This is a genomic window from Streptomyces sp. NPDC041124 (assembly GCF_055592385.1).
Map to the genome: position 1 here is coordinate 682,285 of NZ_JBVIYR010000003.1, position 17,147 is coordinate 699,431.

The following is a 17,147-nucleotide window of genomic DNA, read 5'->3' on the forward strand; positions in this document are numbered from 1 at the left end:
GGCCTCATGCCGATCATCGAGCCCGAGAACGGCTCCCTGACCGTGTTCAACCTGTTCAACACCACCGACTCCCAGAAGCAGGCGACCCTCCTGGACGCCATGCGCGGCATCATCGCGAACGCGAACTACCCGGGATGGCGGTCGTCCACCCTGCACGCGGGGGTGGCGAGGCCCTGTGCGGCCAACTACATACAGTGGCGGTCGATCAACGACCTGAGGGAGCGGTACGAGGGGGAGAACTTCAAGCACAACACGGTCCCCTACTTCACCGAACTCACCACGTCGGTGCACCTGCTGAAGACCGAGGTGGTGTCCGTCCAGACGAAGGACGGTGCCGCCCGCACGGAGATCGGCCCGGACCGGGGGGACCTGACCGTCATCGTCCTGATGGGGTGCGACCCCAAGGACCAGGGCGAGCTCGTGTCCCTGCTGGAGAAGCCGGACGACTGGATGCGGCAGGTGCCCGGGTACCGGTCCCACAGCATCCTCAGGGCGCTCGACGGCGACATGGTCATCAACTACGCCCAGTGGGACGACGCGGCCTCCTACGAGGCGTTCCACGCCATGCCCGAGGAGGAACGCCCGGCGCACGACCGGGAGATGCGCGCACGCGGCAAGGCGCTGCTGACCTCGCGGGAGTCCAACACCTACGAGACCGTGTTCACCCAGTCGGTCGAGGGGTACGCGTCGTGACCGCTTCCGTACCGCCGTTCACGGTGGGCCGCGAGGACCCGCGGTACATCGAACTGTCGCACTCGGACAACCACCGGTTCGTCGTCGAGCCCGAGGAGTTCTTCCTCCCCGCCACGCCGGACGACGTCGTCGCCTCCCTGCAGAAGGCCGTCACGGAAGGGCGGGGGGTCGCCTGCCGGTCCGGCGGTCACTGCGGCCAGGACTTCGTCGGCACGCCGCGCCGGGACCTCGTCCTTGACCTGCACAACCTCCATGCCATCGGCCCGGCCGCGGACGGCGCAGGGGTGCGCGTCGGTTCCGGTGCGACGGTCGACCAGGTCCAGAAGGCCCTGTTCCGCCGGTGGAACGCGGCCCTGCCGCTCGGGGCCTGCTCCGCGGTCGGCATGGGCGGCCTGGTCGCCGGAGGTGGTTACGGGCCGCTGTCGCGCCAGCTGGGGCTGGTGGTCGACCACCTGCACGCGGTGGAGGTCGCCGTCGTCGACGAGTCCCGCACCGTTCGCCTCGTGACGGCGAGGGCCGATGACACCGGCGATCTCGGTGAGCTCTTCTGGGCACACACCGGCGGTGGCGGCGGCAACTTCGGCGTGGTCACGGCGTACGAGTTCCGCAGCCCGGAGCACCTCGCCACGCAGCCCGTCGGCCTGCCCCGCGCCGCCGGCCGACTGCACGTCCGGAAGGTGGTGTTCCCCTGGGCCATGATCGACGAGACGTCCTTCGTCACTGTGATGAGACGTTTCTTCGAGTGGCATGAACGCCACTCCGAGCCGGGGTCGCCGGAATCCTCGCTGTTCGCCACCTTCTTCGTGAACCACGTCAGCTCGGGCGTCCTGCAGCTGATGGTCCAGCAGGACGCCGACGTGGACCCCGAGGGCGAGATCCTCGAGCGGTTCGTCGCGTCCCTGACCGAGGGCACCGGCGTGGTGGGCATCCCCCGAGGGGGTGTCATGAGCTGGCTCACCGGCACCCGCTACATGAGTCAGGCCGACTGCGGTGACGTCATGGGCGCCCGCTCCGCCTCCAAGTCCGCCTACCACCGCGCGGCACCCACCGACGAGCAGCTCTCGGTGCTCCACCGGCACCTGCACGCCGACCACCCCGGCCAGGCCTCGTACGTCATGTTCAACAGCTACGGGGGAGAGATCAACCGTCGGGGGCCGTCGGACGCCGCCGTCCCCCAGCGGGACTCCGTCGTGAAGTCGTCCTGGTTCTCGGCCTGGCAGGACGCGGAGCTGGACGAGCTGCACCTCGGCTGGCTGCGCGGGCTCTACGAGGAGTTCTTCGCCGGCACGGGAGGGGTGCCCGTCACCGGCGGCCGCACGGACGGCTGCTACATCAACTACCCCGACGCGGATCTCCTGGATCCGGCCCGCAACCGCTCCGAGGAGCCCTGGCACCACCTGTACTACAAGGACAACTACGCCCGTCTGAGGTCGGCGAAGCGCGCGTGGGACCCCTTGAACACCTTCCATCACAGCATGTCCATAGGACTCTGAGAGGAGTGGCGCTCGATGCCAACGGGCAGCACGGAGAAGATCCCCTTCGAGAAGCTCTACCAGGACGGGGAGAAGTCAGGCCCCCTCATGCCGTGGAACATCGGCGGCCCGCAGCCGGCCGTACGCGCGATCTGTGATCGCGGCGGCTTCCGCGGGCACGTCCTCGATCTGGGCTGCGGGCTCGGAGACAACGCGCTCTACCTGGCTTCCCGGGGGCTGCGGGTCTCCGCGGTCGACATCTCGGAGGTCGCCGTCCAGTGCGGGCGCGACAAGGCCCGGGACCACGGCGTGAGCGTCGACTTCCAGGTGACCGACGCCTTCCGCCTCGCGGAGTCCGGTGTCCGGTACGACACCGTCCTGGACAGCGCCTTCTTCCACACACTGCCGCAGGAGGAGGTGCCGCGCTACACGGAGCTCCTGCGGACCCTGTGCAAGGAGGTGGCCGAGCTGCACCTGTTCACCTTCTCGAAGGAACTGACCCCCGACTACCCGGGTCCGCGCCGCATCTCCGAACCGGAGTTGCGGGAGGCGTTCGGCGCCGACTGGGACATCAAGGTGATCGAGGCGACGCGGTACCACAGCTCGCTGCCGCCGGAGGCCGTCGCCCAGATGGTCGACCCGCGGACCTTCGAGGTGAACGCCCCCACCGACAACCTCGCCGCCCAGATGGTGGACGAAGCCGGGAACGTCGTCTCCCACATCTGGCACATGCATGCCGTACTGCGTCCGCAGGCAACCCGATCGGAGAGCCCGGCATGAAGTTCGCCGCCGTCCTTGTCGTCAACTACCTCACCCCGTGGTACGAGTTGTCCCTCGACGAGCGCATCACGGTCGAACACGAGCACGTCTTCCCCAGCATCGGCGCCTTCGTGAAGCGGGGCGGGGAGATAACACCGGTGCGCGCCATCAAGTACGGCCGTGAGGCGGAGAGTTTCTTCATCCTGGGCTTCGACGAGATGGACAACTACCTGGACCTGGTCCGGGAGCTGCGTTCGAGTCGTCTGCTGACCTCGGGCCTCGCCGTCATCGACTTCGAGACCGTGGGCCTGAAGGAGGCCTACTTCGCGGAACGAGACAAGGACCGGTCACGGGAGGGCGCCGCGTGAAGGCCCTCTTCTACGCCGCGGGCACGAGCCCGGCCAGCGCGTTCGCCATCGGACCCCTCGCCTCGGCACTCCGGTTGTCCGGGCACGACGTCCTGGTGGCGTCCTTCGAGGAGATGTCCGGCGCCGTCACCGGCATCGGTCTGCCGTCCCTCCCGGTGGCCCGGGGGCACACGACCGAGAGCATCAAGGCGGCCGCCGGCGGCAAGCCGGCGATCGAGTACCCCCACCGGCCCGAGCAGGAGATGCCCTACCTGGGCCACTGGTTCGGGCGTCAGGGAAGCCACGTCTTCGACGACCTGGTGGACGTCGCCCGGACGTGGGGCGCCGATGTCCTGATCGCGGGCAGCCAGGGACACGGTGCCGAGATCGCCGCCCGGTTCCTCGGCATCCCCTTCGTCCGGCAGTCCTGGGACCTGTTCGACGTCGGCGGCTACGAGGAGTACCTCCTCGAGGAGATGGCGGACGAGCTGGCCAGGATCGGCTCGGACGCACTGCCCGACCCCTCGCTGAAGATCGACATCTGCCCGCCCGGCCTGGTCGGGGCGACCGGCACCTTCATGCGCTGGACCCCGCACAACATGCAGCGGGCGATCGAGCCGTGGATGCTGACGGCTCCGGACGCCGGGCGCGTGTGCCTGACGATGGGAAGCTTCCGGTACGCCTTCCCCGGCGCGATGGACCGCATCTCGGCCATCGTCGAAGGGCTGCTGGAACTCGAGGTCGAGGTCGTCGTGGCCATCGGCGAGGCGGAGGGGCAGCGGCTGCAGGAGAAGTACCCCCGGGTGCGCGCCGGCTGGATCCCGCTGGAGGCCATCCTCCCGACCTGTGAGGTGATCATCCATCCGGCGGGCGGACTGACGGCCATCAACGCCATCAACACGGCGACTCCGCAGCTGATCCTCAACCCCTTCGAGGCCTTCGTCCCGAGGCTGAAGCACCTCACGGACTACGGGTGCGCGCGGACGCTCTACCGCGAGGAGGGCACCCCGGAGGCGATCACGCAGGTGGTCAAGGAGATGCTCGGGGATCCGTCCTACTCCTCCAAGGCCCGGAAACTGGCGGAGCAGGGCGCGACCGCGCCGACGGCCGTGGGCATGGTGCCGCTGATCGAAGATCTCCTCGCGCGGAAAGGATGAAGCGGTGATCTCCACATCGACGATCCCCCACCTCGATCTCGATCCGTACACGGACGCGTCGATAACCGACCCGTACCCCCTGTACGGTGCGCTGCGCGACGCGGCTCCGGTGGTGTACCTGACGGCGCACCAGGTGCACTGCGCCGCCCGCTACGACGAGGTGTACGCGGCCCTGCACCGTCACGGCACGTTCGTGTCCGGCGAGGGCGTCGGTCTGACCGACACCCTGAACAAGGCGCAGAAGGGCAGTAGCTTCACCAGCGACCCGCCGTACCACGCCTACGTGCGCGGGCTCGTGGCCCGCCACCTGAAGCCCCGCGCGATGGCCGACATCAACGGGTACGTCACGTCCTGGGCGGACCGGCTGGTCCGGGACCTCGTCGCCCGGAAGTCGTTCGACGCCGTCCAGGACTTCGCGGTCGCCTTCCCGCTGGCCGTGGTGCCCGATCTGCTGGGATGGCCGGAGGGCGAGGGGAAGGAAAGGCTCCTGGAGTGGGCCAGCGCCGGATTCAACGCCTTCGGTCCCCTGAACGACCGGACGCGGGCCGGCCTGCCGCTGCTCGGCGAGATGGGCGAGTTCCTCCACCGGATGTCACAGCCCGGCAATCTGCGTCCGGGGAGCTGGGGTGCCGAACTCGTCTCGGAGGCCCGCGAGGGCAAGATCGAGGACAAGCTGCTGCCCGGACTGCTCGGTGACTTCCTCGCCCCGTCCATGGACACGTCCGTCAGCGCGCTCTCCAGCATGCTGTGGCTGCTCGGCACGCACCAGGACCAGTGGCGCCGTCTGCGGGAGGACCCCTCCCTGGTCTCGTCGGCCTTCAACGAGATCATCCGGCTGGAATCGCCGCTGCGCGGGTTCACCCGCTACGTCGCCGAGGACACGGAGCTGGGCGGAGCCGCGCTGCCCCGCGGATCGCGCGTCCTCCTCCTCTTCGGTTCGGCCAACCGTGACGAGCGGTTCTGGAAGGACCCGGAGTCCTTCGACGTCGCCCGGCAGGGCGCGGCCCAGCACGTCGGTTTCGGGCACGGTATCCACGCTTGCGTCGGTCAGGCCCTGTCGCGCCTGGAGGGGCAGAGCCTCCTGGAGGCGCTGGTCCGTCACGTCGACAGGATCGAGGTGGGGGAGCCGACCTGGAGGCTGCACAACACCATCCGCGGGATCGAGAGGATGGATGTGACGTTCCATGGACGAACTCCCTGAGGCCGTCGAGGACGTGACGGTGGTCAGGATCGACGGCCGGCGGTGCGAGTTGCACGAACAGTGCGAGGGGTTGTCCAGGGCCGTCTTCCGCAGCCCCGAGCAGCAGATCACCGTCTCAGCGGGGGCGGCCCACGGGTTCGGCGATGTCCGGCAGGTGGAGCGGTTGATCCGGTCCTGTCCGATGGGCGCCCTCGAACTGGCCAGGACGGCCCCCGGAACGTCCGCGCGGACGGCGCGGCAGGGCTCCTCCTGAGGGGCGGCGGCGTGCCGCCCGGGAACGCGGGCGGGAGCCGGCGGCGTGCCGCCCGCGCTCCCGCTCCGTGGCGCCCGCCGCGACGGCCCCGCCCGGGCGGCCTGTTCTCGACGGTGCCCACGGCCTCGGACCCGGGGCCGGGCGCCGCGACTCCTACGATGGGGCGTCGTTGGGGAGGGGCGCCGACCGGGGCACCTTCTCGACCACCGTACGACGCACATCGTCCGCATTCGTCCGCACATCGTCCGCGCATCGTCTGGAGGCGGCGTGAAATTAGCAGTGCTCGGTGCCAGCGGCCCGACCGGACGGCAGGTGACGGCCCTGGCCTGCGCGGCCGGCCATGACGTCGTCGCCGTCGTCCGGCGTCCGGGTTCGGTCACTCCGGGGGAGAGGCTGACCGTGGAAACGGCGGACGTCACGGACGTCGCGGACATGACGTCCGTGTTCAAGGGCGCCGACGCCGTCCTGTCCTGCCTTGGAGCGCCGTACTCCTGGAAGCCGGTCACGGTCTACTCGGCGTCCGCCCGGGCCGTCGTGGACGGGATGCGCGCGGCGAACGTCGGGCGGCTGGTCGTCGTGAGCGCCGGCCTGACGCATCCGGTCACCCGGGGCGGGGTGCGATGGCAGCGGCCGGTCTACGGCATCCTGCGCAACGGCCCCGGGCGGACCCTGTACGCGGACATGCGCCGGATGGAGGACATCCTCACCGGAGCCCGCGACCTGGAGTGGACGGTCATGCGTCCCGCCCGGCTCAGCGACGAGGCACGCCCGGGCGACGAGCTGCGGGTCACCGCCGACCTTCCCGGCGGACGGGCATGGACGACGCGCCGCGACCTCGCGATCGCCATGCTCGACGAACTCACCACCCCGCACACGCATCAGAGCCCCTTCGTCACCACCCGCTGACCGGCGGCCGCTCCCCGGGGCCGAACCGGCCGCCTCCGCCCGGCGGCCCGGGCTCCGCACGCCGGTCCCCTCCACCCGGCGGCCGGGCTCCGCACGCCGGTCCCCTCCGGTCGTCCCCGGGCGAGCACCAGGGACACATGTGTCCTGTTCGTGTGGGGGCGGGGGCGGGGGCGGGGGCGGGGTACGCCGCGGTGGTGGGTGTCATGCGGGCGTCCTCGCCGTGAACGGTTAGCATCGCCCGTCAGCGGAGCAGCCGGGTGGAGTGGGGTGAGGGACATGGGGACGCCGAGGATCGCCGTCGCCGTCGTGACCATGGGGAACCGGCCGGCCGAGGTGGACGCGCTGCTGGAGTCCGTGGCGAAGCAGGACGTGGCGCCCGCGCGGATCGTGATCGTGGGGAACGGCTGTCCGCTGCCCGAGTTCGCCCGGCGGCTGTCCCTGCCCGGTGAGGTCACCACCGTCGAGCTGGCGGAGAACCTCGGCTGCCCGGGCGGGCGGAACGTGGGGATCGAGCGGCTGCGGGAGTTCGGGGACGTGGACGTCGTCGTCGAACTGGACGACGACGGTCTGCTGGTGGACGCCGATGTGCTGCGCCGGGTGGGGGAGTTGTACGCGGCGGACGACCGGCTCGGCGTCGTCGGCTTCCGGATCGCCGACGAGCTGGGGGAGACGCAGCAGCGGCACGTGCCCCGGCTCGGAAAGGCGGACCCGATGAAGGGCGGGTACGTCACCGGGTTCCTCGGGGGCGGGCACGCGCTGCGGATGTCGATGCTCGACGAGATCGGCGACTGGCCCGGCGCGTTCTTCTTCGCGCACGAGGAGACCGACCTCGCCTGGCGTGCCGCCGACGCGGGGTGGCGCATCCTCTACGCGCCCGACCTGCTGCTCCAGCACCCCAGGACCTCGCCGGCCCGGCACGCGATCTACTTCCGGGTGAACGCCCGCAACCGGGTCTGGCTGGCCCGGCGGCGGCTGCCGCTCGCGCTGATCCCCGTGCACCTCGGGGTGTGGGTCCTGCTCACCCTGCTGCGGACTCGGTCGGTCCAGGGGCTGCGCGCCTGGTTCGGCGGTTTCGCGGAGGGGCTGCGGGAGCCGGCCGGGGAGCGGCGGGCCATGCGCTGGTGGACGGTGTGGCGGCTCACCCGGCTCGGACGGCCGCCCGTCATCTGACCCGAAGGGCGAACCGGGGGCAGGGGGAACGAGGGCCCGGTCGTTCACCTCTGTCCGACCGGGACCCCTCGTGTGCGGACCGGGCCGCGGCGGCGACACTCCCCCGAGCTGCGCGTTCTACGCGCGCACCCCCGGGCCGGATCCGATGTAGTGATCACATCAGACTTTGCCAACGGGTCGCTAACATAAGGCCATTGGTTGTCCGTTCGGTCACCCGGAAGGCAGTGGTGCGGCGTGACACGGCGCGGACTGCGGTTCGGACTGCTGGGAACACCGGTGCTGTACGACGGTGGGGGGCACGACGCATCCGGGTCCGTCCAGGTGATCGGAAGTCCCAAACTCCGTGCGCTGTTCGTCGCGTTGCTGCTCGACGCCGGGCGGGTCGTGTCCGTCGAGGCGCTGAAGGACGCCCTGTGGGGCGGTGCTCCGCCCGTCTCCGCGCTGCCCTCGCTGCACAATCACGTCGCCCGGTTGCGGCGGCTGCTCGACGACCCGGGCCGGCTGCTCACCGTACCCACCGGATATCTGCTGCGGGTCGGCGAGGGCGAGGTGGACGTCCAGGTCTTCGACGCGTACACCGCAGCCGCCCGCGCCGCGCACACCGCCCGGGACTGGGAGCGGGTGGCGCGCGAGTGCGCCGCCGCGCTCGCGCTGTGGCGGGGGAACCCGCTGGCCGGGCTGCCCCCGGAAGTGGGCGGCTACGCCCTGGTGCGGCGGCTGCGTGAGGCGCGGCTGCTGCTTCTGGAGTGGCGGTACGACGCCGAACTGGCCCTGGGCGGCGAGCGCCTGGCCGATCTCGTGCCCGAACTGGCGGCACTGGCCGCCGAACATCCGCTGCGGGAGTCGTACCACCGTCAGCTGATGCTCGCCCTGCACCGCACCGGCCGTCAGGCGGAGGCGCTGGTGGTCCACCGGGATCTGCGGGCCCGCCTGGCGGACGAACTCGGCGTCGAACCGGGGCCGGGGGTGCGCGAGGCCCATGTGGAGGTGCTGCGGGGGCAGGGGGAGCGGCAGGAGCACGGTCGGTGCGCGGAGGCCGCGGGAGGGGGCGGTGCGCCGCCCAGGCCGGCGCAACTGCCGCCCGCGCCCGCTCACTTCACCGGGCGGGACGCGGTGCGGGACGAGCTGATCCGTGTGCTCACCCGTGCGCCCCGGCCCGCCGCCGGGCCCCCTGCCGTCGTCGTCAGCGGTACCGCTGGTGTGGGGAAGAGCGCGCTCGCGCTCCAGGTCGCACACACACTGGCGGAACGTTTCGTCGACGGTCAGCTCTACGTCAACCTGCACGGCACGACCCCCGGCATGACCCCCCTCACCCCCGCCCAGGCCCTCAGCGCGCTCCTGCGCGACCTGGGCGCCGAGCCCTGCGCCGTCCCCGAACAGCCGGACGCGGCCGCCGCCCTGCTGCGCTCGCTGCTCGCCCCCACCCGCACCCTCCTGGTGCTGGACGACGCCGCGGACGCCGCGCAGGTGCGGCCGCTGCTGCCGGGCGGACCCGGCTGTGCGGTGATCGTCACCAGCCGTTCGCCGCTCACCACGCTCGACGGTGCCGTCCGTGTCCCGCTCGGCCTGCTGTCCGACGAGGACAGTGCCGCCCTGCTGCGGGCGGTCTCCGGCCGGGACGGTCTCGGTGCCGGGCACCCGCTCGTCGCGCTCACCGGCCGGCTTCCGCTGGCCCTGCGGGTGGTCGCGGCCCGGCTCGCCGCGCGCCGGGCCCTCACGCCCGACGACCTCGCCGGTCAGCTCTCCGCCACCGACAGCCGGTTGCCGCACCTGGAGTACGACGACCTCAGCGTGCGCCGCTCGCTGGCCGTCGCGCACGACGCGCTCACCGTCTCCGACCGTGAGACGGACCGCGACGCCGCCCTCGCCCTGTGCCGCATCGGCGCGCTCGACCTGCCCGCCTACGGCGCGCCGCTGCTCGCCCGGCTCACCGGCACCGGCGAACGCCGGGCGGGGGCCGCGCTGGACCGGCTCGTCGACGTGGCCCTCGTGGAGGAGACCGCGTACGGCCGCTACGTCCCCCACGACCTGGTCCGTGACTTCGCCCGCGAACGAGCCCGAGCGGCGGCGGGTACGCAGACCGCGCCCCGCGAGGGCGCCGTACTCCGCGAGGGCGCCGCACCCCGCGACGACGCCGGCCCTCGGACCGGCACGCGCGAGCACCCCGCCGAGACCGCCCTGCGCTGGTACGCCGCCGTCGCCGAACGCGCCCTCACCGCGATCGTCGAACCCGGCCCCGACCAGGACGACCGCCGCCGCCCGACCCCGTCCCAGCCGCCCGGGCACACCGCTCACGTCGCGTCCGTACCCCCGTTCGACGACGCGGGGGCGGCCTTCGCCTGGGGCGACCGGGAACTGGAGAACATCGTCACCCTCGTCGGGCGGTACGCCGGTGAGGGCACCGGCGGGGGCGGTGACCGGGGCCGTCACGACGTCCACATCGCCGTGCTCCTCCGCCTGCTCCACCCCTACCTCCTGCGCGGCGGCCGGGTCCCCGAGCTGGAGGTGCTCGGGCGGGCGGCCCTGCGGGTGGCGCGGCGGCTCGGGGACGAGGCCGCCGAGGCGTGCGCGCTGGGCGATCTGGCGGGGCTGCACTTCCTGACCGGTCGCACCGGTGAGGCCCTCGCCCTCACCGACCGCGCGCTGGAGATCTGGCGGCGGCTCGGTGCCGTCTCCTGGATCCGGCGCGCCCTCAACCACCGGGGGCTGCTGCTCGAAGGGCTCGGCCGGTACGCGGAGTCGGAGCGGGCACTGCGGCAGAGCCTCACCCACTCGCGGCAGTTGGCCGACCCCTACGGCGAGGCCGTCACCCTCAGCCACCTCGGCAACCTGTACGAGCACACCGATCCGCGCGCGGCGATCGACCAGCACCGGCGCTCGCTCGTGATCGGGGACCGCATCGGAGCGGTGATCGTGCGGCACTCCGCCCACTGCAACATCGGCTACGCCCACCTCCGGCTGGGTGAACCGGCCGCCGCCCTGCCGCACTTCGAGGAGAGCCTGCGCATCCTCGGCGGGCACGGCGACTGGCACGGAGAGTCCCAGACCCGGCTCGGCCTGGTGCGCGCCCTGCGGCTGCTGGGGCACGCCGGCCGGGCCGACGCCGAGTGCGCCGAACTGCTGCGCCGCGCGGACGCCCGAGCCGACCGCTACACCGGTGGTCTGGCCCGCCACCAGTACGGTCTGCTGCTGCGCGAGCGGGGGCGGGTGGGCGAGGCGCGCGAGCAGTGGCGGTCGGCGCTCGCCGCGCTGGACGGCACGGACGAGCGGGCCGTGGTGGAGGAGTTGCGCGGACTCGTGGCCGGTGCCCGGCCGGCGGGCTGATCACTTGGCGTCGGCGTAGCACTCCACGACCGCCGTCGTGAACGGGAAGCGCACGGGGGTCGGTCCGAACGTCAGCCGGCCGGCGAGGTCGGCGGACTGCCGGATCGCCTCCGCCACCGTCGCCGCCTCCTCCTCGGGGCAGTGCACGATCACCTCGTCGTGCTGGAAGAAGACCAGTTCGGCCGCCATGCCGCTCAGCGTCCTCCGCAGCGCCGCGAGCAGCAGCAGGGCCCAGTCGGCGGCGCTGCCCTGGACCACGAAGTTGCGGGCGAAGCGGCCCCGGGCGCGGGCGTCGGTCGATGCGTAGCCCGGGACCCACGGGCGGGCCTCGGCCTCCGGGGCCCACGGTCGGGCCGCTGGGCCCGGCTCCTCCTGGGCGGGCGGGATGCCGGCCTCCTCCGCCGCGTCGTCCGTCGGGCGGACGGCGGGCGGGCAGGTGCGGCCCAGCCAGGTCCGTACGAGCCGGCCCTCCTCGCCGGCGCGGGCGGCCTCGTCGACGTAGGCCACCGCCTTGGGGAAGCGGCGCCTGAGCGCGGCGAGGTTCTTCAGGCCGTCGCCGGAGGTCTGGCCGTAGACGGCCCCGAGGACGGCGAGCTTGGCCTGGGCGCGGTCGCCGGAGAAGGCGCGGTCGGACACCGCCTGGTAGAGGTCGCTCTCCCGGCCGGCCACCTCCATCAGGCCGGGGTCGCGGGAGATGGCCGCCAGCACCCTCGGTTCCATCTGGTCGGCGTCGGCGACGACGAGGCGCCAGCCGGGGTCGGCGACGGCGGCGCGGCGGATGACCTTGGGGATCTGCAGGGCGCCTCCGCCGTTGGTCACCCAGCGGCCGGTGACGGTGCCCCCGGCGAGGAACTCGGGCCGGAAGCGGCCGTCGCGCACCCAGTCCTGGAGCCAGGACCAGCCGTGGGCGACCCAGATGCGGTACAGCTTCTTGTACTCGAGGAGCGGCTCGACCGCCGGGTGGTCGACGGACTCGATCTCCCAGCGGCGGGTCGAGGTGACCTTGACACCGGCCCGGGCGAACGCCTTGACGACGTCGGCCGGGAGATCGGGCCGGACCCGGCGGCCGAAGGCGGCGGACACCTCGTCGGCGAGCTCGGCGAGCCGGCGGGGCTCGCCGCCGCCCGCGTACCGCTCGCCGAGCAGGTCGTGCAGCACCGCGCGGTGCACGTCCGCCCGCCAGGGCAGCCCCGCGCGGTTCATCTCGGCGGCCACCAGCATGCCCGCCGACTCGGCGGCGGTCAGCAGCCGCATCCGGTCCGGGTGCGCGGTCGCGTCGGTGCGCCGCTGCTGTCCGGCGTAGACCTCGAGGAGGTCCGACAGCGGCAGGGGGATGCCCCGCGGCTCGAAGAGGGCGGACTGCGCGCCCGGCTCGGCCTGGCGCTGCGGCGGATCGGGCGGCACCGGACCGCCGCGCAGCCGGGCCAGCGCGGCGGCCGCCGAACGGGGTTCCCCGTACCGGCCCTCGTGACCGAGCAGAAGCGTTTCGGCGGCCTCGATGTCGTACGCCCGCTCCACGCGTACCCCCGCGGCGAGCAGGCCCGGGTAGACCTCGGCGGTGGACCGCCACACCCAGCGGGTGACGCCGGGACGGCTCCGCACGGCCTCGTCGAGGTCCGCCTCGCGCCGCACCGGGGCGGAGGGCAGGCCGTCCGGCCCGAGGGGGACGACGTCGACGCCGCCCTCCTCGGCCGGAGCGAGTGCCCACCGGTCGGTCATGCGGCGAGTGTGGCAGGAGGGTCTGACATCGCACCCCGGACGGGCCGGCGCGGGCCGGGCCGCCCCGCCCCGGACCGGCCCCCCGGCGGCCACTGCGGACCGGGCCGCCGCGGGCCCCGGCGGGGTCAGGCCTCCCGCGTGTCGTCGTCCTCGGTCTCCGCCCGGGTCTCGGCGTACCGGGCCGCCGCCTCGGCGACGTACCGCTCGGTGGCCGTCTTGGTGACCCCGAGGCCGTCGAGGACGCCCTCGCCGTTCCCGTGCTCGAGCAGGGCGAGCAGGATGTGCTCGGTGCCGATGTACTGGTGGCCGAGGCGCAGGGCCTCGCGGAAGGTCAGCTCCAGGACCTTCTTGGCCGCCGGACCGTACGGCACCAGCTCGGGGGCGTCCTCGACGGCCGGTGGGAGTGCCGCGCGGGCGGCTTCGCGGACCGCGTCCACGGTGACGCCCTGCTCACGGATCGCCCGCACGGCGAGTCCTTCGGGCTCGGCCAGCAGACCGAGGACGAGGTGCTCGGGCAGCCCCTCGGCGTTCTGGGCGGCCCGGGCCTCGTTGTGGGCGGCCATGACCGTGTTGCGGGCGCGGGGTGTGAAGCGGTGGAAGCCCTGGCTCGGATCGAGGTCGTTGCCCTCCTTGGGTACGAAGCGCTTCTGGGCCGCCTGCCGGGTGACCCCCATGCTCCTGCCGATGTCCGTCCAGGAGGCGCCCGAACGCCGGGCCTGGTCCACGAAGTGGCCGATCAGGTGGTCGGCCACGTCCCCGAGGTGCTCACCGGCGAGCACCGCGTCCTGGAGCTGCCGCAGCGGCTCCTCGTGGACCTTCTTGATCGCCGCGATGAGGTCGTCGAGGCGTACGGATGACGTGATGGCGGGGTTCGTCGTCATGTGTCAACCGTAAGTTGACAGTGAGAGGGTGTCAACCCAAGGTTGACACCTTCGGGCGAACCGGCCATGGCACGATCGGACCCGTGAGTACGTCCAGCACCGTCGACCGGGCCTTCCGGGCCGCCCTCTACGAGACCGGCGACACCGCCCTCGACACCGGGGCGTCCCTGCTCGCCGCCGACCCGGGGGCCGACGCCGAAGCGGCCCGGCGGGGCGAGGAGTTCCTGAGCACCGTCTGGCGGCGCGGCTGGCAGCCCGCCGACGTCGTACGGATCGTCCGGCGCGAACTGGACGACGTGCACGTCCACCTCGTCTCGGCGCTGATCCGCACGCAGGCACCGCGCGACGACCGGCCGCGGGGGCCCCGCTGGAAGGCCCAGCTGGACCGGCTCGGCGACGGGGGCCCGGCCACCGCTCCCCCCGGCGACCGCTTCTCTCACGCCACCGCCGTACTGGAGCTGTACCGCCTGCTGCTGCGCCTGCCCGCGCTGGAACCCCTCGACGAGACGGCGGCCCCCGGCCCGCGCGACCGGCGGCCGGAGTCCCGCATGCTCGGCCGCATCCGCGCCCTGCTGGCCAAGGCGGAGGCGACGGGGTTCCCGCAGGAGGCGGAGGCGCTCAGCGCCAAGGCGCAGGAGCTGATGGCGCGGCACAGCGTCGACGAGGCGCTGCTCGCGGCGCGGGAACCCTCGGGCGAGACCCCGGGCGCCTGCCGGATCGGGGTGGAACCGCCGTACGAGCAGGCCAAGGCGGTGCTGCTGGACGCGGTCGCGGGCGCGAACCGCTGCCGGGCGGTGTGGAACGAGCCCTTCGGCTTCTCCACCGTGGTCGGCTTCGCCTCCGACCTGGAGGCGGTCGAGCTCCTCTACACCTCCCTGCTCGTGCAGGCCACCACCGCGATGGCCAGGGCGGAGGCCGCGCAGCGCGCCGGCGGACGGAGGCGGACCAAGACCTTCCGGCAGTCGTTCCTGGCGGCCTACGCGCACCGCGTGGGGACGCGTCTCGCGGCCGCCGCCGAGACCGGGGTGAGCGACGACCTGCTCCCGGTGCTCGCCTCCCGCGCGGTGGCGGTCGCCGATCGCACGGACCGCCTGTTCCCGGAGACGACCACCACGCGGATGCGCGGGGTGAGTGACGCGGCGGGCTGGGAGGAGGGCGCCCGCGCGGCGGACGGCGCCCAGGTCGGGGCGCGCCCGCGCCTGCCCTGAGCCGGGCCCCGCCGCCCCGCGCCGTCGTCGCCGGGAGGGCGGGCGTTCCTCAGGAACCGAGTCCGGGCGTCGGCAGCCCCGTCGGGAAGTCGCCGCCCTCGGCCTTGGTGTACGTCTCGGTGCCGAGGGCGCCCTTCCAGGTGACCTTCAGGGAGGTCGCGTCGACCGATTCGACCGTGCCGCTCGCCCGGTCCTCCGTGCCGTCGTCGCACTTCAGGCTGATCGACCGGCTCCCACCGTCCTCGCGGGCGGTGCCGGTGCACAGGGTGCCGCCCGTGGCGAAGACGGCCGCCTCCTCGCCGTCGACCATGAGGACCACGGCGTTCCCCCCGGTGGTGGTGAGCCAGCTGCCGTCCAGTTCGCCCGCCGGGGCCCCGCTCGCCCCGGAGTCTCCCGTGGCGCCGCCGGAGTCCGCGGACGCCGTGGCGGACGGGGCCGGGCTCGCCGAGTCGTCCGCGCCGTCGGAGCCGTCCCCGCTGCACGCCGTCAGGGCGAGCACGCCGGCCAGCCCCACGGCCACGGCGGTCACCCTCGCGCGCCCCGAGGACGATCCGCGCGGTGCGGGTGCGGACGATCCGCGCGGTGCGGGTGCGTGCGCGCCGCGCGGCGGTACGGGCGCGTGCCTCACCGGACGCGCCGAAGCCCTCGAAGCCTCCGCAGTCACCACGAGCCCCCCTGCCTGTTGCCGGCCCCCTCGGCCGGACGACCGCAGTCAGCTAACAGGAACCGCCCGCCCCCGGCCAGCCCCCGCCCCCCGTGACGCAGCTCGCACTCAGGGCGACTCATCTCACCGGAACGGCACAGGAGGGAACAGGCATGCCCTCGGACGCGTCTCTCAGGGAGCGGGGACTCGGTAAAGCGTCCGTCAAAGCGGGCACGACGCGACCGTCGACGCTGTAATCACGGGAACACCCCGCGTGCACGTGCATCTGCCCATGCATCTGCATTTGAACAAAGCTATGATCCGGGTCAGTTGACCACTGCATCAATGGCCACATCAGCCAGTGCACCAGCGGGGAGCGACCTGTGGACCACGACGTGTTCGACGGTGACGTGAACGACGGTGCCGGCCCGCCCGGCGTGCGCAACGGCATGGCGGCCACCGGGCTGGACGGAGTGGCCTGGCAGAAGAGCCGGCACAGCAATTCCCAGGGATCGTGCGTGGAGTTCGCCCGGCTGCCCGGAGGCGAGGTGGCCGTGCGCAACTCCCGCTTCCCCGACGGCCCCGCGCTCGTCTACACCCGCGCGGAGATCGAGGCCATGCTGCTGGGCGTGAAGGACGGCGAGTTCGACCACCTGGTCGCCGGCTGACGCACCCGGGTGGGCCCCGAGGGGCCCGGGACGCCCCAGGGGCGGCGACGCGCGTAGAACCGTCGCACCCGTGCGCGCCGGTGTTCGTCAGCGGCCGGGACCGCTGTCCCCGGCGGGCCGGGGGAGCCGGAACATCGCCCACACCACCTTGCCGCTGAGCGCTCCCGCCAGCGGGTGCCAGCCCCAGCCGTCGCTGAAGGAGTCCACCAGGAACAGCCCGCGGCCGGACTCGGCGGAGAAGTCGTCGGAGTCGCGGGCGACGGGGCTGTCGTCGCTGGGGTCGCGCACCGCGCACACCAGCCGTTCGGTCCACCGCATCAGGTGCAGCCGTACCGGCGGTTCCTGCGGCGTCAGTCGCGTGGCGCCGGGCGGCAGGGCGTGCCGCAGGGCGTTGGTGACCAGTTCGGAGACCACCAGGCAGACGTCGTCGAAACGGTCGCCGAGGTCCCACTGGTCGAGCGTCTTGCGGGTGAACTGCCGTGCGTCGCGGACCGCTTCGAAACGGGCGGGGAGGGCACAGGATGCGGCGTCGGACGCGGCCGAGAGGTTCAGCGGCGGAAGGCCCTGCCGTAACGGCTCGAGCATGGTCGATCCATTCGTCCCCATGCGAGGCACTCCCGGGAATTCGCGGTCGTAGCGAGCGGCGGTGGTGCGGAGACCATGGTTTCGGATGCGCACAGCAGATGCAAGGGCAGATGCACGTGCAGCTGACCGAATTGGTCCCGCCCGTGGGGGTTTGTTGGTCA

16 protein-coding genes are annotated in these 17,147 nt (G+C 73.0%); 12 read left to right on the top strand and 4 right to left on the bottom strand.

Annotation, left to right across the window (positions count from 1 at the left end):
• Positions 1-6: 6 nt before the first annotated feature.
• From ACZ6A9_RS11400 to ACZ6A9_RS11445, 10 genes are all read left to right on the top strand, one after another.
• Entirely contained in the window at positions 7-693 is a 687-nt protein-coding gene (locus ACZ6A9_RS11400) for a putative quinol monooxygenase (protein WP_468982626.1), read from the top strand.
• A complete protein-coding gene (locus ACZ6A9_RS11405; protein WP_468982629.1) occupies positions 690-2,186 on the top strand; it encodes an FAD-binding oxidoreductase in 1,497 nt (498 codons plus the stop codon). The genes ACZ6A9_RS11400 and ACZ6A9_RS11405 overlap by 4 nt, the downstream gene beginning before the upstream one ends.
• 15 nt (positions 2,187-2,201) lie before the next feature.
• Entirely contained in the window at positions 2,202-2,945 is a 744-nt protein-coding gene (locus tag ACZ6A9_RS11410; protein ID WP_468982632.1) for an SAM-dependent methyltransferase, read from the top strand.
• Positions 2,942-3,292 carry a hypothetical protein gene (locus tag ACZ6A9_RS11415; RefSeq protein WP_468982635.1) on the top strand — a complete coding sequence of 117 codons (351 nt, stop codon included), beginning with the start codon at positions 2,942-2,944 and terminating at the stop codon, positions 3,290-3,292. The genes ACZ6A9_RS11410 and ACZ6A9_RS11415 overlap by 4 nt, the downstream gene beginning before the upstream one ends.
• On the top strand, positions 3,289-4,428 hold the full coding sequence (locus ACZ6A9_RS11420) for a nucleotide disphospho-sugar-binding domain-containing protein (protein WP_468982637.1): 1,140 nt from the start codon (positions 3,289-3,291) through the stop codon (positions 4,426-4,428). Before ACZ6A9_RS11415 ends, ACZ6A9_RS11420 begins: the two co-directional genes overlap by 4 nt.
• Positions 4,429-4,432: 4 nt before the next feature.
• Positions 4,433-5,629 (top strand): cytochrome P450, encoded by a 1,197-nt coding sequence (locus tag ACZ6A9_RS11425; protein ID WP_468982640.1) that lies wholly within the window; start codon positions 4,433-4,435, stop codon positions 5,627-5,629.
• The gene (locus ACZ6A9_RS11430; protein ID WP_468982644.1) at positions 5,613-5,882 is read left to right on the top strand and encodes a hypothetical protein; all 270 of its coding nucleotides are present in this window, start codon (positions 5,613-5,615) and stop codon (positions 5,880-5,882) included. The genes ACZ6A9_RS11425 and ACZ6A9_RS11430 overlap by 17 nt, the downstream gene beginning before the upstream one ends.
• A 267-nt stretch (positions 5,883-6,149) precedes the next feature.
• Positions 6,150-6,788, top strand: coding sequence for an SDR family oxidoreductase (locus ACZ6A9_RS11435; RefSeq protein ID WP_468982646.1), 639 nt, complete (start codon positions 6,150-6,152; stop codon positions 6,786-6,788).
• Between the two features lie 276 nt (positions 6,789-7,064).
• Positions 7,065-7,958: a glycosyltransferase family 2 protein gene (locus ACZ6A9_RS11440; RefSeq protein WP_468982649.1), complete on the top strand. Its 894-nt coding sequence runs from the start codon at positions 7,065-7,067 to the stop codon at positions 7,956-7,958.
• A gap of 234 nt (positions 7,959-8,192) precedes the next feature.
• On the top strand, positions 8,193-11,282 hold the full coding sequence (locus ACZ6A9_RS11445) for an AfsR/SARP family transcriptional regulator (protein ID WP_468982654.1): 3,090 nt from the start codon (positions 8,193-8,195) through the stop codon (positions 11,280-11,282).
• Here the strand turns inward: ACZ6A9_RS11445 and ACZ6A9_RS11450 are convergent, their stop codons facing one another.
• Both ACZ6A9_RS11450 and ACZ6A9_RS11455 read right to left on the bottom strand, forming a co-directional pair.
• A complete protein-coding gene (locus tag ACZ6A9_RS11450; protein ID WP_468982656.1) occupies positions 11,283-13,001 on the bottom strand; it encodes a bifunctional 3'-5' exonuclease/DNA polymerase in 1,719 nt (572 codons plus the stop codon).
• 125 nt (positions 13,002-13,126) lie between these two features.
• Positions 13,127-13,882: a Clp protease N-terminal domain-containing protein gene (locus ACZ6A9_RS11455; protein ID WP_468982659.1), complete on the bottom strand. Its 756-nt coding sequence runs from the start codon at positions 13,880-13,882 to the stop codon at positions 13,127-13,129.
• Positions 13,883-13,965: 83 nt separating this feature from the next.
• On the opposite strand from ACZ6A9_RS11455, the gene ACZ6A9_RS11460 reads away from it, so the two are divergent.
• Positions 13,966-15,090 (top strand): DUF2786 domain-containing protein, encoded by a 1,125-nt coding sequence (locus tag ACZ6A9_RS11460; RefSeq protein WP_468982661.1) that lies wholly within the window; start codon positions 13,966-13,968, stop codon positions 15,088-15,090.
• A 49-nt stretch (positions 15,091-15,139) separates the two neighbouring features.
• Here ACZ6A9_RS11460 and ACZ6A9_RS11465 read toward each other — a convergent pair whose 3' ends face one another.
• A complete protein-coding gene (locus tag ACZ6A9_RS11465) occupies positions 15,140-15,610 on the bottom strand; it encodes a hypothetical protein (protein ID WP_468982664.1) in 471 nt (156 codons plus the stop codon).
• A 506-nt stretch (positions 15,611-16,116) separates the two neighbouring features.
• Between ACZ6A9_RS11465 and ACZ6A9_RS11470 the strand changes: the two genes are divergently transcribed.
• Positions 16,117-16,401, top strand: a complete 285-nt coding sequence (locus ACZ6A9_RS11470) for a DUF397 domain-containing protein (RefSeq protein WP_468982675.1) — start codon at positions 16,117-16,119, stop codon at positions 16,399-16,401.
• 87 nt (positions 16,402-16,488) lie between these two features.
• On the opposite strand, the gene ACZ6A9_RS11475 is transcribed toward ACZ6A9_RS11470, so the two are convergent.
• The gene (locus tag ACZ6A9_RS11475; RefSeq protein WP_468982681.1) at positions 16,489-16,986 is read right to left on the bottom strand and encodes an ATP-binding protein; all 498 of its coding nucleotides are present in this window, start codon (positions 16,984-16,986) and stop codon (positions 16,489-16,491) included.
• Positions 16,987-17,147 lie beyond the last annotated feature (161 nt).